The organism is Undibacterium sp. GW821-FHT11H02, from assembly GCF_058808015.1.
Window position 1 is genome coordinate 1 of record NZ_JBXARG010000021.1, and the last position, 21,781, is coordinate 21,781.

Annotated in this window: 20 protein-coding genes and 1 tRNA gene; 11 read left to right on the plus strand and 10 right to left on the minus strand. The window is 45.6% G+C overall.

What is annotated here, in order from left to right:
- From AC1RR2_RS17705 to AC1RR2_RS17725, 5 genes are all read left to right on the plus strand, one after another.
- The coding region (locus AC1RR2_RS17705) for a M10 family metallopeptidase C-terminal domain-containing protein (RefSeq protein WP_493223604.1) at positions 1-642 on the plus strand (642 nt) is incomplete at its 5' end.
- A gap of 188 nt (positions 643-830) precedes the next feature.
- Entirely contained in the window at positions 831-1,127 is a 297-nt protein-coding gene (locus AC1RR2_RS17710; RefSeq protein WP_493223605.1) for a hypothetical protein, read from the plus strand.
- 227 nt (positions 1,128-1,354) lie between these two features.
- Positions 1,355-1,675, plus strand: a complete 321-nt coding sequence (locus AC1RR2_RS17715) for an ArsR/SmtB family transcription factor (protein WP_493223606.1) — start codon at positions 1,355-1,357, stop codon at positions 1,673-1,675.
- 141 nt (positions 1,676-1,816) lie between these two features.
- A complete protein-coding gene (locus AC1RR2_RS17720) occupies positions 1,817-2,122 on the plus strand; it encodes a hypothetical protein (protein WP_493223607.1) in 306 nt (101 codons plus the stop codon).
- 102 nt (positions 2,123-2,224) lie between these two features.
- Entirely contained in the window at positions 2,225-2,656 is a 432-nt protein-coding gene (locus AC1RR2_RS17725; protein ID WP_493223608.1) for a fatty acid desaturase, read from the plus strand.
- Positions 2,657-2,812: 156 nt separating this feature from the next.
- Here AC1RR2_RS17725 and aceA read toward each other — a convergent pair whose 3' ends face one another.
- Both aceA and AC1RR2_RS17735 read right to left on the minus strand, forming a co-directional pair.
- Positions 2,813-4,120, minus strand: coding sequence for an isocitrate lyase (aceA, locus tag AC1RR2_RS17730; protein WP_493223609.1), 1,308 nt, complete (start codon positions 4,118-4,120; stop codon positions 2,813-2,815).
- 304 nt (positions 4,121-4,424) lie between these two features.
- Positions 4,425-5,693 carry a YihY family inner membrane protein gene (locus AC1RR2_RS17735; RefSeq protein ID WP_493223610.1) on the minus strand — a complete coding sequence of 423 codons (1,269 nt, stop codon included), beginning with the start codon at positions 5,691-5,693 and terminating at the stop codon, positions 4,425-4,427.
- 203 nt (positions 5,694-5,896) lie between these two features.
- On the opposite strand from AC1RR2_RS17735, the gene wrbA reads away from it, so the two are divergent.
- The 5 genes from wrbA (at position 5,897) to AC1RR2_RS17760 (ending at position 10,466) form a co-directional block, all read left to right on the plus strand.
- A complete protein-coding gene (gene wrbA / locus AC1RR2_RS17740; protein ID WP_493223611.1) occupies positions 5,897-6,505 on the plus strand; it encodes an NAD(P)H:quinone oxidoreductase in 609 nt (202 codons plus the stop codon).
- Entirely contained in the window at positions 6,502-6,912 is a 411-nt protein-coding gene (locus AC1RR2_RS17745) for a DUF2069 domain-containing protein (RefSeq protein WP_493223612.1), read from the plus strand. The genes wrbA and AC1RR2_RS17745 overlap by 4 nt, the downstream gene beginning before the upstream one ends.
- A 23-nt stretch (positions 6,913-6,935) precedes the next feature.
- Positions 6,936-8,342, plus strand: coding sequence for an FAD-binding oxidoreductase (locus AC1RR2_RS17750; protein WP_493223613.1), 1,407 nt, complete (start codon positions 6,936-6,938; stop codon positions 8,340-8,342).
- Between the two features lie 8 nt (positions 8,343-8,350).
- On the plus strand, positions 8,351-8,842 hold the full coding sequence (locus tag AC1RR2_RS17755; RefSeq protein WP_493223614.1) for a hypothetical protein: 492 nt from the start codon (positions 8,351-8,353) through the stop codon (positions 8,840-8,842).
- A gap of 181 nt (positions 8,843-9,023) precedes the next feature.
- Positions 9,024-10,466, plus strand: coding sequence for an aminopeptidase P N-terminal domain-containing protein (locus AC1RR2_RS17760; RefSeq protein ID WP_493223615.1), 1,443 nt, complete (start codon positions 9,024-9,026; stop codon positions 10,464-10,466).
- Positions 10,467-10,629: 163 nt separating this feature from the next.
- Here AC1RR2_RS17760 and AC1RR2_RS17765 read toward each other — a convergent pair.
- The 5 genes from AC1RR2_RS17765 to AC1RR2_RS17785 all read right to left on the minus strand — a co-directional run bounded on the left by AC1RR2_RS17765 (position 10,630) and on the right by AC1RR2_RS17785 (position 15,905).
- A tRNA-Arg gene (locus AC1RR2_RS17765) sits at positions 10,630-10,706 on the minus strand.
- Between the two features lie 109 nt (positions 10,707-10,815).
- On the minus strand, positions 10,816-12,153 hold the full coding sequence (gene glmM / locus AC1RR2_RS17770) for a phosphoglucosamine mutase (RefSeq protein ID WP_493223616.1): 1,338 nt from the start codon (positions 12,151-12,153) through the stop codon (positions 10,816-10,818).
- 54 nt (positions 12,154-12,207) lie between these two features.
- A complete protein-coding gene (gene folP, locus AC1RR2_RS17775; RefSeq protein WP_493223684.1) occupies positions 12,208-13,086 on the minus strand; it encodes a dihydropteroate synthase in 879 nt (292 codons plus the stop codon).
- 83 nt (positions 13,087-13,169) lie between these two features.
- Entirely contained in the window at positions 13,170-15,050 is a 1,881-nt protein-coding gene (ftsH, locus tag AC1RR2_RS17780) for an ATP-dependent zinc metalloprotease FtsH (protein WP_493223617.1), read from the minus strand.
- A gap of 210 nt (positions 15,051-15,260) precedes the next feature.
- Positions 15,261-15,905 (minus strand): RlmE family RNA methyltransferase, encoded by a 645-nt coding sequence (locus tag AC1RR2_RS17785; RefSeq protein WP_493223618.1) that lies wholly within the window; start codon positions 15,903-15,905, stop codon positions 15,261-15,263.
- 32 nt (positions 15,906-15,937) lie between these two features.
- Between AC1RR2_RS17785 and AC1RR2_RS17790 the strand changes: the two genes are divergently transcribed.
- Positions 15,938-16,444, plus strand: a complete 507-nt coding sequence (locus AC1RR2_RS17790) for a YhbY family RNA-binding protein (RefSeq protein ID WP_423051247.1) — start codon at positions 15,938-15,940, stop codon at positions 16,442-16,444.
- A 166-nt stretch (positions 16,445-16,610) separates the two neighbouring features.
- Here the strand turns inward: AC1RR2_RS17790 and greA are convergent, their stop codons facing one another.
- The 3 genes from greA to carA form a co-directional block, all read right to left on the minus strand.
- Positions 16,611-17,087, minus strand: a complete 477-nt coding sequence (gene greA, locus AC1RR2_RS17795) for a transcription elongation factor GreA (protein WP_186920596.1) — start codon at positions 17,085-17,087, stop codon at positions 16,611-16,613.
- Between the two features lie 187 nt (positions 17,088-17,274).
- Positions 17,275-20,493: a carbamoyl-phosphate synthase large subunit gene (carB, locus tag AC1RR2_RS17800; RefSeq protein ID WP_493223619.1), complete on the minus strand. Its 3,219-nt coding sequence runs from the start codon at positions 20,491-20,493 to the stop codon at positions 17,275-17,277.
- The gene (gene carA, locus AC1RR2_RS17805; protein ID WP_493223620.1) at positions 20,486-21,661 is read right to left on the minus strand and encodes a glutamine-hydrolyzing carbamoyl-phosphate synthase small subunit; all 1,176 of its coding nucleotides are present in this window, start codon (positions 21,659-21,661) and stop codon (positions 20,486-20,488) included. The genes carB and carA overlap by 8 nt, the downstream gene beginning before the upstream one ends.
- Between the last annotated feature and the right edge of the window lie 120 nt (positions 21,662-21,781).

The following is a 21,781-nucleotide window of genomic DNA, read 5'->3' on the forward strand; positions in this document are numbered from 1 at the left end:
TCTGGTGGATCTGGCAATGATTCACTGGTCGGTGGTAACGGTGCTGATAGTATGACCGGTGGTGCAGGTAACGATACATTTAACGTTGATGCTGGTACTGACACTATCACCGACTTTGCTGTTGGTGATATTTTGAATGTGTCAGCTGGTGCAACTGCGATTGCTACAGGTATCCTGAATTTCACTGGTTACACAGTGAACAATTCGGGTACAGTAAGCATTACAGGTACCGCCGCTGGTGAAGTTATCAGAGGTACAGTTGGCGTTGACGTTATCACAGGTGCTGCAGGTGCAGATGTATTCTTGTATGACGCAACTGCTTTGTCGAATGAAGCAGCAATGGATCAAATTTTGGATTTCCAAGTTGGTGTTGATGATCTTAACGTCTCTGCGATTTCATCTGGCATTGGTCATGCTGCCGTGTTCAACAACCTTGGTAACTTCGCTGATTACGCTACGGCAAGAGCAGCTGCCTTAGTAGCAATCGGTGGTGATAATTGGCCTGTACTCGTGGGTGATGGTGTAAATACCTGGGTCTTCATCGATGAGGGTCATAACAATATCTTCGACGCAACCGATACAGTGATTATGTTGGTCGGTGTTGATGTAACAACGGTAGGCGCAGGAGATTTGATAATCTAATAAGATTGTTAATATTTTTTGACTTTTACTACTTCCTCTCTTCCCTCGATGGCGAGGGAGGAAGTAAGTCAGAAATACCCCAAGTCTCAAGTGTAAGAAAAACCCCCGCATCTTTTCAAGATGCGGGGGTTTTTTCATTGCTTTCAATCTATTTCTCTTTCAGTTTACTTATGGCTTCAGATCACTTCGTGAACAATTTATTCAAGCGCATCACAGACACACCAGACCAACCCGAACATGGTCAACAATTGCATATCGCTTTGGCCGCAGAACCCGATCTGGCTTTGAGAAATTCCTACTTAGCGCCGATTCGCCAATTGGAGCTGCGTGGATCTGAGGGGGAATACTTTCGCCAATTAATGCTGTATGCACTGACACGGGATCTAGCTCATTTAGCCGCCTCGGTACAGCATCTCAAAAACTGCAAGCCGCTCAGGCCTGAACAATGGGTGGCTACGCTTAGCAAAATTAATCGGTATATTTAGATAATTTTAAAATAGCAACTGATCAAGTTCTTTAATGCGTTTTAAAAACACACTTTTATCACATCATGTTCGACGTCATTGACGATATCCGCTCTCCGCATTGCGACAATTCAGCACACCTACCTAATCCCAAGCTTTTATCATCGATATTTCTCTAGCAAGAGGAATGCTTAACATTGCTCGCAATAAAGATTTAAATATTAACAAATTAGTTAATTGCGAAATTTATGAAAATTGATCTTGTCTTCGACGCCCTGGCATCGCGACCTCGCCGCCAAATCTTGGCCTATCTTTCTGAGGCTGAGCTGTCTACCACTGAATTGGCTGAACGCTTTGCAATGAGCGCGCCTGCCATTTCACGCCACCTTTCGGTATTAGAAAATGCAGGTATTGTAGAAAGTGTTCGTCAAGGGCAATTCGTCTTATACAAACTCAATAAAGAAAGTCTAGTCAACACCTTAACGTCTTATGCCTTTGAAATTTGCCCAGTTGGACGGCCCTTAAAACGTGAATCGAAAGCTCTAAAACAACGAAAAATCACGAAATAAATAACTATGCAAAATACAACTCCCAACAACACCAACATACCAATAAGTGCGTTGCAACATCGCGTTCAAGTAAGTGGTATCTCGATCGTATCAAAGGGTCGAGTGGTCTATTCAATGAAGAAATCTTTCTGGATTTCATTCATGTCTGGAGCTGCAATAGTTGGAGGCATACTGTATTTTAGTTGGGCTGCCTTTACTCTATTTCTCACATCAACGGCATTTGTATTATTGTTTGGGCACTCTCTTGGTAGTCACAGAAAATTTAATCATAACAGCTTCGCGTGTCCAAAATGGCTAGAGTATTTATTGGTGTATTTAGGTGTGCAAGTTGGCTTAGCTGGCCCAATTGGACTTCTGAAACAACACGAATTACGTGACTTTGCCCAACGCCTACCGAACTGCCATGATTTCTTGCGACATGGTCAACCTATGCTAACCGATGCATGATGGCAACTGCATTGTGAACTGGAACTGGAGAATTCTCCGACCATCCATATTGAAGAACGAATTGCAAATAATCGCTTTTATCGTTTCTTAGAAAACACATGGATGTGGCAACAGACACCTATTGCCATACTATTTTATTTGATTGGCGGTTGGGGATTTGTATTTTGGGGCGTATGCGCCCGTGTTACAGCTGGTGTCATTGGTCATTGGCTGATCGGTTACTTTGCCCACAATCACGGGGAACTGCACTATGAAATTAAAGAAGCAGCGGTACAGGGACGCAATATTCGCTATACGTCCTTATTGACAATGGGAGAATCCTGGCACAACAACCATCACGCTTTCCCAGGATCTGCCAGACTAGGACTAAATGCAAATGAGTGGGATCCTGGTTGGTGGACCTTATGTGCGCTAAAAAAATGCGGTCTAGTTTGGGATATTAAACTCCCAAACGACCTTGAGCACCGACCAGAACTCCGAGAAATTCAATTAAAAAGAAACAAATGCCTCATTCTCAGCTACTTATCAAGCTAATTTATTTTCAAAAACTCAAATTCAAATTCCCGCAAAATCTCATGCTTAAATCAGAAGTAGCGACCATTAGAAATTAGAAATAGTCTGTGTTATCAAGTCTATGTAAATAAAAAATGGCTGCATCCAAAGCAGCCATTTCTCAATGAAACACTATATTTACGCCACTTTCTTAGCATCAAAAAATTGTTCATCCTCAGTAGAACCATGCAACGCCGTCGTTGAAGACTGACCTTGCTGAATCACCTGTGTCACCGCATCAAAGTAGCCAGTACCCACTTCACGTTGATGTTTGACCGCGGTAAAGCCCTTCTCTGCTGCTGCGAATTCTGCCTCTTGCAATTCGACAAATGCAGACATTTGACGACGTGCGTAGCCGTGTGCGAGATTGAACATGCCATAATTCAATGCGTGGAAACCTGCCAAGGTAATGAATTGGAATTTGTAGCCCATCGCGCCCAATTCTTTTTGGAATTTCGCGATCGTTGCGTCGTCCAAATTCTTTTTCCAGTTGAAGCTTGGTGAGCAGTTGTAAGCCAACAATTTACCCGGGAACTTGGCATGAATTGCATCGGCAAAGGCTTTGGCGAAAGCCAGATCAGGCTTACCTGTTTCACACCAGATCATATCGGCGTATTCGGCATACGCCAAACCACGTGAGATAGACTGTTGCAAACCTGGATGAGTTTTGTAGAAGCCTTCAACCGTGCGCTCACCCGTCAAGAATGGCTTGTCGTTATCGTCGATATCTGAAGTTATCAAATCAGCTGCTTCAGCATCAGTACGCGCTAACAAGACCGTATGAGTACCCATGACGTCAGCAGCTAAACGCGCTGCGTTCAATTTTTCTACGGCTTCACGGGTTGGCACCAAGACCTTACCGCCCATGTGACCGCATTTTTTAACGGAGGCTAATTGATCTTCAAAGTGAACGCCAGAAGCACCCGCTTCTATCATGGCTTTCATCAATTCAAAGGCATTCAATACACCACCAAAACCAGCTTCTGCATCGGCAATAATCGGCGCAAAATAATCAACATCGCCAGAGCCTTCTGACCATTGAATTTGATCTGCACGAGTCAAGGTATTGTTGATGCGCTTGACGACCAGAGGTACTGAATTAGCTGGATACAAGGATTGATCTGGGTACATTTCACCAGCGACGTTGGCATCACCCGCAACTTGCCAGCCAGAGAGGTAAATCGCTTTCAAGCCCGCTTTAACTTGCTGCATCGCCTGATTACCGGTCAAAGCGCCGAGTGCGTTGACGAAGGGCTCGTTATTGACCAAATCCCACAATTTCAATGCGCCAGTTTTGGCAATGGTGTGTTCAACTTGCAAAGAACCACGCAAACGAACCACGTCTTCTGCGGTGTAGTTGCGTTTGATGCCTATCCAACGTGGATTGGTATCCCAGTCTTTTTGGATTTCTGCAATTTGCTGTTCGCGAGTGAGTTTCTGTGTCATGGTAATTCTCCTGGTGTGATTGCTGCGGTTTTTAAATAAGTGCTTAAAAAAGTGTTCGTCCTTGAGATCTATAGTAGGACAAACCTTGCAGCGCAACAATGTCTTATATAAGACATAGGATAAATATTTTTAACTTATAAATCAAAGACTTATAAATTACATTCCATGATACGAAACAACTTCCCTCAGAATGAAATAAAAATTTGGTGCAGCACATTAGAACTTTTCATGATGTGAAATCGAAATTTCACTATGTAGGATTTGCCGAATTAAATAACCCCTATTCGACTTTAGCCAAATAAAATTAAGGGCGTACTTCATGCATCATGAAATGCTCGAACAGGCTTTCCGACATACCATCGCCAATAACTCGATGCACTTGCTTTGCCAAAGCAGAATCTGTCGTCGTATCGAACACAAAAAGCCGATACACATCGGCCAAACATAAAGCGGCAGGATTCATAATCAAGATCCACCTTTCAGCACCGGCATCGTGTTTACGCCACCATTTTGTTGATTTGCGAGTTGGCGTATCCATAGTGAGTCTGGCGACCCAGCCGACTTCCAACATTTTTTCTAACAAGCCTTCAATTTCGTCCACTCCAAATCGAGTTTGCGCCCGCATATCCAAAACATTAACGGAGGCATTCGCATCTGAATTACGTGCCAATACCAAAATACGTAGCAAAGCTATCGCATCTTCAAATGCACTACCTTTTTCTGGCACATGCCACCAACGCTCGTATTTCACCACGGGTAAAGAGGCGGCTATGACAGCGCCTATCAAAGTGATTAGCCAGGAGAGATAAATCCAAATCAGGAAAATCGGTATCGCCGCCAAAGCACCATAAATCACGGTATAAGTTGGAAACTGTTTAATAAACACGGCGAACAAGCGCTTCGCGATTTCAAATGCGACCGCCGCAAATACACCGCCCCATGCAGCGTCGCGCCAATCCACAGGCCGATTTGGCACGGTCAAATACAACAGTGTGTAAGCGCCAGTCGTAAAAGCGATCGAGATACTCGTATAAAAAATGGTCCCCAATACGGGTACTGTCTTCATCAAACCATTAGTTGCCGTGAACAGATTCGATGTCACACTCATGGAAATACCAATCAGCAGCGGCCCCAAAGTTACGATCGCCCAATAAACGACCATACGCTGTACCAAAGGACGCGACCGCTTTACTTGCCAAATTTGATTAAAGGTTTTGTCTATCATCGCCATGGTCGCGATGGCAGTCACCATCAAGACCACACCACCGACCGCAGACAAGCGCGTCGCTTTAGTTGCGAACTGAGTCAGATATCCCATCACCGTGGTGGAAATCTGCTTTGGCATCAAACTCTGAGTAAAGTAAGCTTCTAAGGAAGCCTTAAAATCAGTGAACAAAGGAAAAGCGGTCAAAATCGCTAAACCTATGGTCAAAATCGGCACCAAGGCTAACACTGTCGTAAACGTTAAACTTCCTGCGACCTGTGGCAAACGGACTTCTTGCAAGCGACGATGGGCAAATTGAAATAAATTCTTCAATTGCCCCCAACTTAAACCGCGAATAAAACCACCCATACTTTACTTCCCATTTCTTATGAATCTTATGTTGCTAACACGTCTTATTTCTAAGGCTTGCCGAAAATTGACGATCTTACCAAAACGCTCATTTTACCCAGACTTGCCTATGAAGCCTTGAGATATTTACTACTTTCAGCAATTACAAGAAGACACTAGAGCCAAACTCCCTGAAAACCTCGAAATTCTTTATAATTCGTCAAATGAATGCACACCCTATTCCCCTCCTTGTTTTGTACTATTCCCGTCATGGCAGCACACGTCAGTTGGCTCAGCTCATTGCCCAAGGTATAGAGAGCGTTACCGGCTGTGAGGCACGTCTGCGCACGGTACCTAGTGTATCCCCCGTGTCAGAAGCAACTGAAGCTGCAATTCCTTCCGAAGGTGCGCCTTATGTCGAGCTCAGCGATTTCAAAGAGTGTGCAGGCATCGCGCTGGGCTCACCCACTCGTTTCGGTAATATGGCTTCGGCGATGAAGTATTTTTGGGACGGCACGGCAGCAGACTGGGTTTCTGGTACTTTATGCGGCAAACCAGCTTGCGTATTTACTTCAACAGGGAGTCTGCATGGCGGGCAAGAGTCCACACTTTTATCCATGATGTTACCGCTCATGCATCACGGCATGTTGATCATGGGCTTGCCCTATACCCATCCTGAATTAATGGCCACCAAATCGGGCGGCAGCCCTTATGGCGCTACGCATTGGTCCGGACTAGACGGGAAAATGCCGATCACGGACGATACCCGCACTTTAGCCATTGCTCTAGGAAGACGCCTGGCAGAAACCGCTTTAAAATTACAGTCTTTATGAACAATAGCTCCATGATCAAGCATCGCATCGCATGCCTCAGTCTCGCTGGCCTAATCCTACTCGGAATCGTATGGGAAACTTGGCTAGCGCCCTACAAACCAGGTAATTATCTCTTCGTAATCAAAGTCATTCCTTTGCTATTTCCTTTACGTGGCGTTTTTCAAAAAAATATCTACACCATGCAGTGGGCATCGATGTTCATCATGTTTTACTTCATGGAAGGTGTAGTCCGTGCCATGGGAGATGCCGAACCTATCTCGCGCCTCTTGGCAGGTGTAGAAATTGTCTTGAGTGTCAGCTTTTTTATTAGTAGCATTTACTTCGTACGGCCTTACAAAAAGATCGCCAAAGCAGCAAAAAAGGAAGCTTTAGCAGCAGAAAAAGCCGAACAAGAGCTAAGTCAATAAGCACCGATCCCACTTTCCAACTTATGCAAAACTTTCTTTCTCGGTGCAAATCAGCAATAGGCGAAGAACATGTTTTGCTTGAGGCAAATCAACAAGCTGCTTACTTACAAGATTGGCGCCAACGCGCCACGGGTAAAGCGCTCGCGGTGCTAAGACCGGGCAATACGGAACAAGTCGCCCACATCGTGCGCCTCTGCGCGCAATTTCAGATACCGATTGTCCCGCAAGGTGGCAACACAGGTCTGGTTCTCGGCAGCATCCCAGATCAATCGGGCAATGCAGTCATATTGTCGCTACAGCGCTTAAATCAAATTCGAGCAATCGACGTCGCAAACAGCACCATGACTGTCGATGCTGGCTGCCTACTAGCACAAGTCCAAAACGCCGCGGAAGGGCAGGACTTACTCTTCCCTTTATCACTGGCATCTGAAGGCAGTTGCACCATAGGAGGCAATCTTTCAACGAACGCCGGCGGCACTGCGGTTTTACGTTATGGGAACATGCGAGATTTGTGCTTAGGTCTGGAAGTCGTCACTGCACAAGGTGACATCTGGCACGGCTTACGTGGCTTGCGTAAAGACAATACGGGGTATGACTTACGCGACTTATTGATTGGCGCAGAAGGCACGTTAGGCATCATCACTGCGGCTGTATTAAAGCTGCATCCCAGACCTCTCAGTTATGGCACCGCCTTCATTCGCCTTAATTCCATACAAGCAGCAGTCAACTTACTCACTCTTGCAAAGCAACACTGTCATACCGCGATCAGTGGTTTTGAATTAATCAACCAACTCAGCCTGCAATTAGTCCACCAACATTTCCCGCAGTTTCAAAAAATATTTACTCAGGAAAGCCCTTTCTACGTATTGCTAGAACTGTCGGGGAGTGACACCGAGCAAGCGACCTATCAACAACTCGAACAACTCATCGCAAACGCATTAGCTGCTGACATAATTGAAGATGCAGTCATCGCCAACTCGCTAGCCCAAGCAAAAAACTGTTGGACATTGCGAGAGTCGATTTCGGCGGCGCAGGCGAAAGAAGGAAAAAATATTAAACACGATATTTCACTGCCTATCTCCCTCATTGCCGATTTTGTCGCTGAAACCAACGAAGCCTTGCAACATGCCTTTACTGGCTGCCGCATGGTCACTTTTGGTCACTTAGGCGATGGCAATTTGCACTACAACGTGTCACCTGCATCCAATGCTGATCACGAACAATTCCTCTCCCATCAAAATCAAATCAACCGCATAGTTCACGATAAAACCCATCAATATGGCGGCTCAATATCGGCGGAACACGGAATAGGTACACTCAAAAAAGAAGAGCTGTTGCGTTATAAATCGACCGTAGAGTTAACTATGATGCGCAACATCAAGCGAGCACTAGACCCGCAAAACATCATGAACCCAGGAAAAATCATTTAGGAGACAAAATGAGTTATTTCGCTTTAGTGAAAACACGGATAAGTTTTAAAGTAGCCGTCACTTTGAGTTTATTATTGAGCGGCAGTTTATTGAGTCCACCCAGCCTTGCCGACACGCCCGCATTCAAATGTCAGGAAAATGGCAAAACCATTTTTAGCCAGACCCCATGCAAAGGCATGAACTCAACACCGATAGCAATCAAATCAAACCAAATCCCGGAAGAAGAAACTCAAAGAGCCCTAAAACGCCATCAACATCGACTTAGCGAATCTAACAAAAACCAAAAAGCCAGGGATCGTGAGTTTGCCAAACAAGAGGCCGCCAGTCGCCGCATTGCCAGTAAAAATGCCAACGCAAAGAAACAGTGCGAGAACTTACAGATGAAATCCAAATGGGCTAAAGAAGACTTAAGAGGAACTCAGCCGCGAGCAGAAATGAAAGCACAAGTTAAATTAAAACGTGCGCAGGAAAAGGCTGATTTGGCTTGCAAGAATGTTTAATAAGAGGAGCATACTGCACGTTCTCAACGCTGCGAGCTATAAAACGATGCACAGCGCACCTGAGTCCAAGGTTTTACTACGAAAACTTGGTTTTTAGTTGAGGAAGAACGAAACTATCACCGCATTTTTAGGTCGAAATTGATTCAACCTACGCTTGCTCTACGAATACGGAGATCACATAATGAAGTCCCGCTTACTCACTCTGCCTACCTTAATTTTCGTCTTATTGTCGACAGTCACTAGCCATAGTTTTGCAGCGCCAAGAGAAGTCGTAAAACAAAGCTTCCATGCTACACGTCTGCCAGCGAGTTTCTTTGCTGAAAATCGCGCCCGCGTACTTGCTGAACTCAAAAAAATGGGGCCTGGCACAATCGCGGTGATTAAATCGATGCCGGAACAAAACCGCAATGGTGATAGCACACACATGTACCGTCAAGATTCCGATTTTTACTACCTAACTGGCGTCGAAGAAGCTGAAGCTGTCGCCATCTTGGATGCAGACCGCAGTGAAGCCTACACACTGTACGTGAGAAAACGGGATCCACGCCGGGAAGCTTATGATGGTGCGCGACTCGGCGTCGAAGGTGCATTGAAACTTGGCGCGAATAATGCAGAATCATTCCCGGCAGCTGAGGAGAAATTAAAGCACGCTGTGAGTAAAGCGCAACGCATCGTTTTGATATCCAATTTCGACGAAGATTTCCGTCGAAAAGTACTCGATTGGATTTACCCCTTCGGCAGCGACAATAATCACGCATCTCATAAACGCATACTGGTCGATGGCCGCAACCTGGTAGGCGAGATGCGCTTAATCAAACAAACTGTTGAAATTGACATGTTACAGCATGCCGTAGATGTCACTATAGCCGGCCATCTTGCTGCGATGAAGGCATCGACAAAGGCAATTAATGAAGGTGAAGTCGCCGCAGCCTTCCAAGGTACAGTGCGTCGTTTGGGTGCTCGCTTTACTGGTTACGACACCATTGCGGGTGCTGGCGCTAATAGCTGTGTTCTACATTACCTGACGAACGATCATGATATTGAAAAAGGCTCAGTCATGTTACTCGATGCCGGCGCAGAAGTCGGCTACTACACAGCCGACGTAACACGCACTTGGCCTGTCTCTGGCAAATTCTCGAAAGAGCAAAAAGCGATCTACGAGTTGGTACTGAAAGCCCAAAATGCAGCAATCGATTTAGTCAAACCTGGTCGTAAACATCATGAGGGCTATGACGCTGCTATGCGCATCCTTAGCGACGGGCTGGTTGATCTTGGCATACTCAAGGGAGAGAAGGAAAGTGTCTACAAGAGCGGCGCCTACAGCCGTTTTAGCATGCATGGTATCAGCCATTGGATAGGGCTTGATGTGCACGACACGGGTAACTATCAACAAGAACCTGGAAAACGTGGCGGGTTTCGACTACTCGAACCTGGTATGGCATTAACAGTGGAACCAGGAATTTACATTCCTAAAGATGCCAGCGATGTCGACCCTAAATGGCGTGGTATCGGTGTGCGTATTGAAGATGTTCTATTAGTCACACCGGATGGCAATCGCAATCTTAGCGGCAAATTACCACGCACCGTTGAAGGTATAGAAGCCGTATTGAACAAAAGCGATTGATACCAGCAATCTAGGATTGCGATTAACGATAGCTTGTAATTGCGAGCAATTTGCTTCTATCGCCATAAACATAGTTGCGCAAATGTACCATGTACAAAGAGGTACGAGATTAAGAAAAAAAGGATCACGGGCAACACCAGTGATCCTTTTTTTAAAATCGATTTGGCGCGTCGGGAGGGGTTCGAACCCCCGACCCATGCCTTAGAAGGGCATTGCTCTATCCAACTGAGCTACCGACGCACACACATTTTTAGCTGATCAATACTTCGATAAGGTGCTAAAAATCAGAAGGCTGAATATTACAGTGTATCGCTGCTAACTTCAAGAATGATTCCCTGTTTAACGAAAATTAGCTAATGCAATCAGCCAAGCGGCGCGCCATTTTATTCGCAATTTCTGCATCTGATGTTTCTACCATGACGCGAATTAAGGGCTCGGTTCCCGATGCACGTATTAACACACGCCCCTGCCCTGCCAATTCTTTTTCTACCTGCTCTTTTACTGCAACTAAAGTTGCATTGCTTTGCCAGTTAAAGCCAGGGGATACCCTAACATTGATCAATACTTGCGGAAATAACTTTAGGTTTTCAAAACACTGATCTAAAGATTTGCCATTACGTTTTAAAGCCGACAAAACCTGCAACGCAGAGACGATACCATCGCCAGTAGTATGCTTATCGAGACATAGCAAATGTCCCGAGCCCTCCCCCCCCAATAGCCAGCCTTGTTGCTGCATTTGCTCCAACACATAACGATCACCGACTTTGGCGCGAATGAAACCTACGCCTAAGTCTTTAAATGCCAACTCTACTGCCATATTGGTCATCAAAGTACCGACAGCACCAGGAACCGGACCGATTGCCATGCGATCCAATACCATCAGATATAAAAGTTGATCACCATCGTAAATTTTGCCGTTTTTATCAACCATTAAGAGTCGATCCGCGTCACCATCTAACGCAATTCCTAAATCTGCGTGGTTAGCACGCACGGCCAAAGACAAAGCTTCTGGCGCCGTTGCACCGACTTGATCGTTAATATTGAAACCGTTTGGTTGGTTACCAATGGCTATAACTTCTGCGCCTAGCTCGTGGAATACGTGTGGCGCGATGTCATATGCCGCGCCGTGGGCGCAATCGACAACAATCTTTAGGCCACGCAAATCGAGCTCGTTAGGATAGGTACTCTTACAAAATTCGATATAGCGACCATTCGCATCACCGAGGCGTTTTGCTTTACCTAACTTGTCCGAACTGACGCATTGCATTTCTTTGTCGAGTTCGGCTTCGATTGCGAGTTCGACCTCATCCGGTAGTTTTGTACCTTGAGCTGAGAAGAATTTTATACCGTTATCATCATAAGGATTATGTGACGCAGAAATCACTACACCTGCAGACAAACGTAAAGCACGCGTCAAATAGGCAATAGCTGGAGTTGGCATCGGCCCCGACAACATCACGTCAACACCCGCAGCTGCAAAACCTGCTTCTAGCGCCGCCTCCAACATATAACCAGAAACACGCGTATCCTTACCGATTAACACTGTAGGTCGCGCATGTGTTGCCGTGTCCAACTGCGCCAACACTTTACCCGATGCATAGCCAAGCCGCATGACAAAATCGGGAGTGATGGGACTACAACCAACTTTGCCGCGTATACCATCGGTACCAAAATATTTGCGAGACATGTCTTTCCTTTCTTATTTTTCTATTGATACTGCTTAATTTCAAGTTGATGATGCTTACATCACTTTACTGGTATTGATTGTCTGCCAAACACGTATCGCATCGACAGTTTCCGCGACATCATGCACACGCACAATTCGCGCACCTTGGGCCATCGCAGCAAGCGCAGCGGCAAGGCTTCCTGCCATGCGACGTTCTACTGGTTTAGCGGTAATACTACCTATCATAGTTTTACGTGAGATACCCGCCAATAGCGGCAAACCTATTTCTTCTTGTATCAAGCCGATGTTTTGTAAGAGCTCAATATTGTGCTCCAAGTTTTTTCCAAAGCCAAAACCCGGGTCAATACTTAGGCGATTCTTCTCTACGCCCGCTGCAATAAGTTGATCACAACGCTCGCGTAGAAATGCGATAACTTCCTGTGTGACATTTTGATAGCTTGGTCGCTGTTGCATGACCTCTGGCGACTTTTGCATATGCATCACACACAAGCCAACATCACTATCTGCAACAACAGCACGTGCCTCTGGCGAAGCAAAGCCGCGAATATCGTTAATCATATCGGCACCAGCGATAATCGCTTCACGCATCACTTCAGATTTGTAAGTATCGATTGATATCGGCTTACCACAATCACGCAAGGCATAGATCAGGGGGATCACACGCTTCAATTCCTCATCTAAAGGCAGAGGTAGAGCACCTGGGCGACTTGATTCACCGCCGATATCAATGATATCAACGCCATCTTCTATCATTTGTTCGGCGTGTGTGATCGCGTGATCTAAGGATTGAAATTTTCCACCATCAGAAAACGAATCAGGGGTGACATTAAGAATACCCATCACCAGTGGTTTGAATACCGTTTTGATAGCCGTAGTATTGGGCACTTTCATCGGGAAGCGATATCTTCCACATTCAAAATACGGTGTCAGCATCATCATGTCATTATGCGATCGCTCTAAAAATGAAGGGTGAGGATTTCTCCTCACCCCCTTAAACCAATTTAATTTTTTAAAACTTAGGCTGGTGCCGTTGCATTCGGTGTGACACCGCCTGGTGGCGTATCTGAAGATGACTTCGGTGTCGTTGTAAATGACTTTGGCGGATGTGGTTCGACACCATTCATAATGTCATTGATCTGCTCAGCGTCAATGGTTTCCCACTCCAGCAAGGCTTTGGTCATAGCTTCAACCTTGTCACGATTTTGCTCTAACAACTGACGTGAAATCGCATATTGCGCATCCAAAATCATACGAATTTCGGCGTCCACTTTTTGCTGAGTCGCTTCAGAAATCGTTTTGGAAGAGCCGCCAAAATAACCGCTATCTTGACTATCTTCATATACCATCACGCCCAAAGTGTCGGACATACCAAAACGAGTCACCATTGCACGAGCTAGTTTCGTTGCACGTGAAAAATCGTTCGATGCACCGGTCGACATCTGACCAACAAAAATCTCTTCGGCAATACGGCCACCAAATAAAATTGCGATTTCTTCCAGCATCTTGTCTTTATAGCCGCTGATCTGGTCGTGCTCTGGCAACTGCCACGTCAAACCAAGCGCATTACCGCGCGGCATGATCGTCACTTTATGAACTGGATCTGCTTTCGGCAAGAGTTTTGCAACCACCGCATGACCTGATTCATGGTAAGCCGTGTTGCGACGTTCATCTTCACGCATGACCATAGATTTGCGTTCTGGCCCCATGTAGATCTTGTCTTTAGCATCTTCAAAATCTTGCATTTCAACCAAACGCTTGTTACGGCGTGCAGCGAACAAAGCCGATTCATTGACCAAGTTAGCCAAATCAGCACCAGAAAAACCAGGCGTACCACGAGCCAAGATATCTGCACGAACGTCAGGTGCGATAGGCACTTTGCGCATGTGCACATTGAGAATCTGTTCACGACCACGAATATCTGGCAAACTCACAGTGACCTGACGATCAAAACGCCCTGGGCGCAATAGCGCTTTATCCAACACGTCGGCGCGGTTAGTCGCTGCAACCACGATCACACCGGAGTTAGGCTCAAAGCCATCCATTTCCACCAGCATTTGATTCAAAGTCTGTTCGCGCTCATCATTGCCGCCACCCATACCTGCACCGCGATGACGACCGACCGCGTCAATCTCATCGATGAAAATAATACATGGGGAATGTTTTTTTGCATTGTCGAACATATCGCGCACACGAGACGCACCAACACCGACGAACATTTCAACGAAATCGGAACCTGAAATGGTGAAGAAAGGTACTTTGGCTTCACCAGCAATCGCACGCGCCAACAAAGTTTTACCGGTGCCTGGAGGACCCACCATCAAGACACCGCGTGGAATACGTCCACCCAGTTTTTGGAATTTACTTGGGTCTTTTAAGAAATCAACGACTTCACTCACTTCTTCTTTTGCTTCGTCGCAACCAGCCACATCCGCAAACGTTACATGATTATTGGTGTCATCCAACATGCGTGCTTTGGACTTACCGAATGAAAATGCGCCGCCTTTTCCACCACCCTGCATTTGACGCATGAAGAAAATCCATACGGCGATCAACAGAATCATAGGACCGTAAGAAAACAAAATTTGACCTAATACTGAGGGTTCTTCAGGTGGTTTGCTATCAAACTTAATATTATTGGCAATCAGATCGCCAACTAAGCCGCGCTCTTGACGTGGAACTTGCGTCTTCACTTTTTTACCATCTTGGGTAATACCAATTGCCGATAAATTTGCGTCGTCAAAAGTCACTTCTTTAATTCGCTTGGCTTTCACATCATCAAGAAAATCAGAGTAGCCAACAACAGTTGCACCTGCTGCCAAATTCTTACTATCAAATTTATTGAACACCAAAAAGAGCACCAAGAGGACTGCGCCCCACATTGCAATTTTGGTTAACATTGAATTATTCACAAAAACTCCTCAGGTGCATCATTTGCACAAAAAGTCGCGGGTAAAATGACGCGCGAAAATACTGGCACTGGTAAATGTTTATTCTACTCGCATTGAATACAGCTTGCTGGACAAGATATGCTGCCGCGATTGACAATTATCAAGAGTAAAACAGGCAAAATCTAGATTTATTTTCCGATTCCCTTATTTTTTTCGTCATCAGGTCGGGTGTTTTAAGCCTTTTCCTAACAAAAAGATCTCAGATGATTTATCTTTGCTGGCTTTTGGCTTTTTGTTTGCAACGGTAGTGAATTCATTTTTGAATAGGGTCACCAAAGTATTATAGCTAGTCCCATGAAAGCATTTTACCAATAAAGCACCATTTGGCTTCAAATGTGCCTTAGCAAATTCAACTGCCAATTCAATAATGTATTCAACACGCGCACCGTCGACGGTGGCATTACCTGATAAATTGGGCGCCATGTCGGATAGCACGACATCGACTTTTTTACCATGCAGCTTGGCTTCCAGCTGTGACAAAACCTCTTCTTCGCGAAAATCGCCTTGAATAAAATTGACGTCGGCGATCGGCTCCATCTCTAGCAAATCGAGCGCATAGATCTCACCGAGAATACCGCCGCCCTCTTTGCCTGATAATTTATTTCGTACATATTGCGACCAGCTACCGGGAGTCGCGCCTAAATCGACGATAATCTGACCAGATTTGATCAATTTTTCGGTTTCATCGATTTCCTTGAGCTTATAAACAGCCCGCGAGCGATAGCCCTCTTTTTGTGCTAATTTCACATAAGGATCATTAATATGATCGTGAACCCAATTTTGATTGAATTTATTCTTGGCCATTGGCGTAAAATACTGCTTTTAAAGGAATTTATATGTCAAACGACGCATCAACTGCAAAAATCAAACCAAAATCAAAACTCACACCAGCTGAACGTAGTGAATTACGTGCCGAAGCGCATGGTCTCAAACCTATCGTTATCATCGGTGAAGCAGGACTCACACCGGCAGTAAAGAAAGAAATTGATGCCAGCTTAAATTCTCACGGATTAATCAAGGTTCGCGTCTTTGGTGATGATCGTGAAGCACGCGTGGCAATGTACGACACAATTTGCGAAGAACTCGATGCCGAACCAGTTCAACACATAGGCAAATTATTGGTAATCTATCGTCCAAAAATCGACGGCATTAAAGAAACAAAATTTGTAAAACGTGGCAAAGGTTTGCGTGAAGTGACTATTGTGAAGCCTAGCGCAAGTGGCACGAAAAAACCATCTGTTTCTAAAGTTTTAGTCAAAGGCAATGAGCGTGTAACCCAAGGTGGCACGATCAAACGCGCTAAACCACGTCAAACCAGCGTCAAGAAAACTGGCAGAGACTAGGTTCAAACTCTTTGACTAGCTTCAACTAGCGCATTATCTACTACCGTTAGTATCGTTATTATCAAAGAGGGGCGCAAACTTGCGCCCCATTTTTTATTACTAATTTACTCTCGCGAATTGACAGTACTTTTTGCGAAACTTACGCTTGCAAAGTTCGTGTCAAATTTTAGATGTACAAGACATCCAAAATTTCATACTCACGCACGCCAGCTGGCGCTTGTACACCAACCACATCACCTGCGTACTTACCAATCAAGGCACGCGCAATAGGTGAAGTGATCGACACTTTATTCAATTTCAAATCAGCTTCGTCTTCACCCACGATTTGATATTGAACTTTCTGTCCATTTTCTAAATCTTCCAATTGCACAGTTGCCGCAAACACCACGCGACCTTCAGCGTCCAATTCAGTAGGATCAATAATTTGTGCGGCGCTCAATTTACCGTCGAGTTCAGCGATACGACCTTCGATAAAACTTTGACGCTCTTTGGCTGCGTCATATTCCGCATTTTCAGACAAGTCGCCTTGCGCGCGCGCTTCTGCAATCGCGTTAATCACATCAGGACGTTCTTTAGTCTTTAATTTGTGCAACTCTTGCTTGAGCAATTCTGCACCAAATTTAGTCAGGGGTACTGTACTCATAGCTATCTACAATATGTAAGTAAAAAATTAGGTAAAAAATACTGGGATAAAATCCCAAGTTAAAAAGACAAGTTGGATTGCCATCATGCCTAAAAGTAGAGAGGTCACAAGAACAATGATAAGCCATTGTTGATTGTGACCTCTCGGTGTGCGATTCCCCGTTAGTCAGGGATTCGCAGAATTGCGCTTAGTGTAAAGACTTATGAAGGCCTTGTAAATCATAGACATGCAATTCATCCAAATGACGCATACCCTCCACCGCCGCCTCCGCACCTGCAATCGTCGTAATGGTGGTTGCACCCGACGCTAAAGCAGACACGCGAATCGAACGAGAATCGGCGATCGCATTGCGTTTTTCTTCAACGGTATTGATGACCATCACGACTTCACGGTTTTTCAACAGATCGACCACGTGTGGACGGCCTTCCGCAACTTTATTCACTGAAGCACATGCCACACCTGCTGCCGAAATAGCGGCTGCCGTACCTTTGGTGGCGACCAATTCGAAGCCCATTGCTACCAAATTCTTAGCGATGTTAATTGCACGTGGCTTATCGGCATTTTTGACCGTCAAGAACACTTTACCGGATCGAGGCAATTTAACACCTGCGCCCAATTGCGACTTCACAAAAGCTTCGCCGAAAGTCTTGCCCACGCCCATGACTTCACCAGTCGATTTCATTTCAGGCCCCAAAATCGTATCGACGCCTGGGAACTTCACGAATGGGAATACTGCTTCTTTCACGCTAAAGTAGGATGGAATAACTTCTTTATAAATGCCTTGAGAATCCAAAGACTGACCGACCATGCAACGTGCCGCTATCTTAGCCAATTGCAAACCGGTGACTTTAGAAACATAAGGCACAGTGCGCGATGCACGAGGATTCACTTCCAGCACATACACGACATCTTCACCGTCTTTTTGCTGAATCGCGAACTGTACATTCATCAAACCAACCACGTTTAAACCTTTTGCCATCAAGCTAGTTTGACGTTTTAATTCATCAATCGTTGCTTGCTTCAAAGAGTATGGTGGCAAGGAGCAAGCAGAGTCGCCAGAATGCACGCCGGCTTGCTCAATATGTTCCATCACGCCGCCGATAAACGTGCGAGTGCCGTCAGATAAACAATCAACGTCAACTTCAATCGCATCATTCAAGAAACGATCCAATAACACTGGGGAATCGTGTGACACTTTGACCGCTTCACGCATGTAGCGTTCCAGATCACGTTGTTCATGAACGATTTCCATTGCACGACCACCCAAAACATAAGACGGACGAACCACCAGCGGATAACCAATTTCTTGCGCCAAAGCGATAGCTTCATCTTCAGTACGAGCGGTACGATTTGGTGGTTGACGCAAACCTAATTCATGCAACATTTTCTGGAAGCGTTCCCTATCTTCTGCTGCATCGATCATGTCTGGTGAAGTACCAATAATTGGCACACCATTGGCTTCTAACTCCAATGCCAATTTCAATGGTGTTTGCCCGCCGTATTGCACGATCACGCCGACTGGTTTTTCCAGATCAACGATTTCTAGAACATCTTCTAAGGTCAGTGGTTCGAAATACAAACGATCCGACGTGTCGTAGTCAGTGGAAACGGTTTCTGGATTACAGTTAACCATAATCGTTTCATAACCATCTTCACGCATCGCGAATGCTGCATGGACGCAGCAGTAGTCGAATTCAATACCTTGACCGATACGGTTAGGCCCACCACCCAGAACGATGATTTTTTTCTTGTCGGTCGGCGCTGATTCGCACTCATCTTCATAAGTGGAATACATGTAAGCAGTCTTCGTTGCGAATTCACCTGCACAAGTATCAACACGCTTATAGACAGGACGTACATTCAAAGCAATCCGTTTTTCACGAACCGCAGTACCAGTCGATTTCAAGAGTTTTGCCAAGCGACGATCAGAGAAACCTTTTTTCTTCAGCTTCAACAACAAGTCTTTGTCGATACTATCTAAAGACTGGGTTTCCAGCCACAATTCGATATCGATAATGTCTTTGATTTGCGCCAGGAACCATGGATCGATGCGCGTCAATTGATGCACTTCTTCCATCGTAAAGCCTTGCGCGAATGCGTCACCGACGTACCAGATACGATCTGGGCCTGGCGCACCGAGTTCTTTTTCTAAGACTTCGCGATCGGTGGTTTTTTCGTTCATACCATCAACGCCAACTTCCAAACCGCGCAATGCTTTTTGGAAGGACTCTTGGAAAGTACGGCCGATTGCCATCACTTCACCAACAGACTTCATCTGCGTCGTCAAACGATTATCCGCTTGCGGGAATTTTTCGAATGTGAAGCGCGGAATCTTGGTAACAACGTAATCGATAGACGGCTCGAAGGATGCTGGGGTTTGACCACCCGTAATTTCGTTACGCAACTCATCGAGTGTAAAACCAACCGCCAGTTTCGCAGCAATCTTCGCGATAGGGAAACCTGTTGCTTTTGATGCCAAAGCGGATGAACGCGACACGCGTGGATTCATCTCAATGACGATCATACGACCATCGGCAGGGTTGACTGAGAACTGCACGTTAGAGCCGCCAGTATCCACACCAATTTCACGCAACACAGCCAAGGAGGCATTACGCATGATTTGGTATTCTTTATCGGTCAATGTTTGTGCTGGCGCGACCGTGATCGAATCACCCGTATGCACACCCATAGGGTCTAAGTTTTCGATCGAGCAAACGATAATGCAGTTGTCTGCTTTATCGCGCACTACTTCCATCTCGTACTCTTTCCAACCGATCAAAGATTCTTCAATCAATAATTCATTGGTCGGAGATGCTTCTAAACCACGTTTGCAAATCGTTTCGAATTCTTCTTCGTTATAAGCGATACCGCCGCCCGTGCCGCCCATCGTGAACGATGGACGAATGATGACCGGGAAGCCGACTGTTTTTTGCACAGCCCAAGATTCTTCCATGCTATGCGCAACACCAGAACGCGCAGAACCCAGACCAATTTTGGTCATCGCGTCTTTAAACTTAGAACGATCTTCCGCTTTATCAATCGCTTCCGGGGAAGCACCGATCAATTCACATTTGTACTTATCGAGCACGCCATGCTTATGCAAATCCAAAGCACAGTTCAATGCAGTTTGACCGCCCATCGTTGGCAAGATCGCATCAGGACGCTCTTTGTCTATGATACGCTCTACTACTTGCCAGGTGATCGGCTCGATGTAAGTCACATCGGCCATCTCTGGATCGGTCATGATGGTCGCCGGATTGCTGTTGACCAAAATAACTTTATAGCCTTCTTCACGCAAAGCTTTGCAAGCCTGTGCGCCTGAATAATCGAATTCGCAAGCCTGACCAATGATGATAGGGCCAGCGCCGATAATCAAAATACTTTTTATGTCTATACGCTTAGGCATTTGTGTTCTTCTCCAACTTTGCGGTCTTCATCAGTGTCGTGAAACGATCAAACAGGTAGGCAATATCATGCGGACCTGGTGAAGCTTCAGGATGACCTTGGAAACAAAATGCTGGTTTATCCGTACGAGCAAAACCTTGCAAAGAACCGTCGAACAAAGAAACATGGGTAACGCGGCAGTTATCAGGCAAAGATGCTGCATCCACTGCAAAACCGTGATTCTGCGACGTGATCAATACTTGCTTGGTATCGAGATCTTGTACTGGATGATTTGCACCATGATGGCCAAACTTCATCTTCAAAGTTTTTGCACCAGAAGCCAAAGCCATGATTTGATGGCCTAAGCAAATACCGAAAGTCGGAATTCCTTTTTCGATCAATTCTTTAGCTGCTGCGATCGCGTAATCACATGGTTCTGGATCACCAGGACCATTCGATAAAAATACGCCATCAGGATTTAAGGCCAACACATCTGCTGCCGTCGATTGCGCTGGCAAGACGGTGACTTTGCAGCCGCGCTCTGCCAACATGCGCAGAATATTCCGTTTCACGCCAAAGTCGAATGCCACCACGTGAAATTCAGGATTCCTTAAATGTCCGTAGCCTTGACCGAGTTTCCATTCAGCTTCTGTCCATTCATAGGACTTAGACACAGAAACCACTTTCGCCAAATCCATACCGGACAAGCCGGGAAAGGATTTCGCCAATTCCAAAGCTTTCGCTGCATCTTTGCCAACCAAAATCGCACCACCCTGCGCACCTTTTTCACGCAAGATACGTGTCAATTTGCGTGTATCGATACAGGCGATAGCAACGATGTTTTGTGATTTCAGATAGTCCGACAAAGATTGCTCAGAACGGAAATTCGACACCAACAAAGGCAAATCTTTAATGATCAAACCAGCGGCATGAATTTTGTCGGATTCGACGTCTTCCGCATTCACGCCAGTATTACCGATGTGCGGATAAGTCAAGGTGACGATTTGGGAACTATAACTAGGGTCTGTCAAGATTTCTTGATAACCAGTCATGGAGGTATTGAAAACAACTTCACCGATCGTATGACCAGCGGCGCCAATGGAGACACCCGTAAAAATCGTGCCATCAGCGAGGGCAAGAATAGCGACGGTATCGGGATTGGAACTTAAGGACTGCGGAATGGGCAGCAAGGGCAACTCCTGTAGTGTTACCGCCGTTGCGCGCCCAAACATCGATCGTTACTTGCTGTTCTCAGAACACCGCTTTAATAACAGAGCGCTATCCGGAGAATGAGAAACAATCAAAGTAGA

Coding starts and splice junctions, on each gene's coding strand:
- AC1RR2_RS17715 (WP_493223606.1), top strand. CDS start 1,355: ATGAAAATTGATCTTGTCTTCGACGCCCTGGCATCGCGACCTCGCCGC.
- AC1RR2_RS17720 (WP_493223607.1), top strand. CDS start 1,817: ATGTCTGGAGCTGCAATAGTTGGAGGCATACTGTATTTTAGTTGGGCT.
- AC1RR2_RS17725 (WP_493223608.1), top strand. CDS start 2,225: ATGTGGCAACAGACACCTATTGCCATACTATTTTATTTGATTGGCGGT.
- aceA (WP_493223609.1), bottom strand. CDS start 4,120: ATGACACAGAAACTCACTCGCGAACAGCAAATTGCAGAAATCCAAAAA.
- AC1RR2_RS17735 (WP_493223610.1), bottom strand. CDS start 5,693: ATGGGTGGTTTTATTCGCGGTTTAAGTTGGGGGCAATTGAAGAATTTA.
- wrbA (WP_493223611.1), top strand. CDS start 5,897: ATGAATGCACACCCTATTCCCCTCCTTGTTTTGTACTATTCCCGTCAT.
- AC1RR2_RS17745 (WP_493223612.1), top strand. CDS start 6,502: ATGAACAATAGCTCCATGATCAAGCATCGCATCGCATGCCTCAGTCTC.
- AC1RR2_RS17750 (WP_493223613.1), top strand. CDS start 6,936: ATGCAAAACTTTCTTTCTCGGTGCAAATCAGCAATAGGCGAAGAACAT.
- AC1RR2_RS17755 (WP_493223614.1), top strand. CDS start 8,351: ATGAGTTATTTCGCTTTAGTGAAAACACGGATAAGTTTTAAAGTAGCC.
- AC1RR2_RS17760 (WP_493223615.1), top strand. CDS start 9,024: ATGAAGTCCCGCTTACTCACTCTGCCTACCTTAATTTTCGTCTTATTG.
- glmM (WP_493223616.1), bottom strand. CDS start 12,153: ATGTCTCGCAAATATTTTGGTACCGATGGTATACGCGGCAAAGTTGGT.
- folP (WP_493223684.1), bottom strand. CDS start 13,086: ATGCTGACACCGTATTTTGAATGTGGAAGATATCGCTTCCCGATGAAA.
- ftsH (WP_493223617.1), bottom strand. CDS start 15,050: ATGTTAACCAAAATTGCAATGTGGGGCGCAGTCCTCTTGGTGCTCTTT.
- AC1RR2_RS17785 (WP_493223618.1), bottom strand. CDS start 15,905: ATGGCCAAGAATAAATTCAATCAAAATTGGGTTCACGATCATATTAAT.
- AC1RR2_RS17790 (WP_423051247.1), top strand. CDS start 15,938: ATGTCAAACGACGCATCAACTGCAAAAATCAAACCAAAATCAAAACTC.
- greA (WP_186920596.1), bottom strand. CDS start 17,087: ATGAGTACAGTACCCCTGACTAAATTTGGTGCAGAATTGCTCAAGCAA.
- carB (WP_493223619.1), bottom strand. CDS start 20,493: ATGCCTAAGCGTATAGACATAAAAAGTATTTTGATTATCGGCGCTGGC.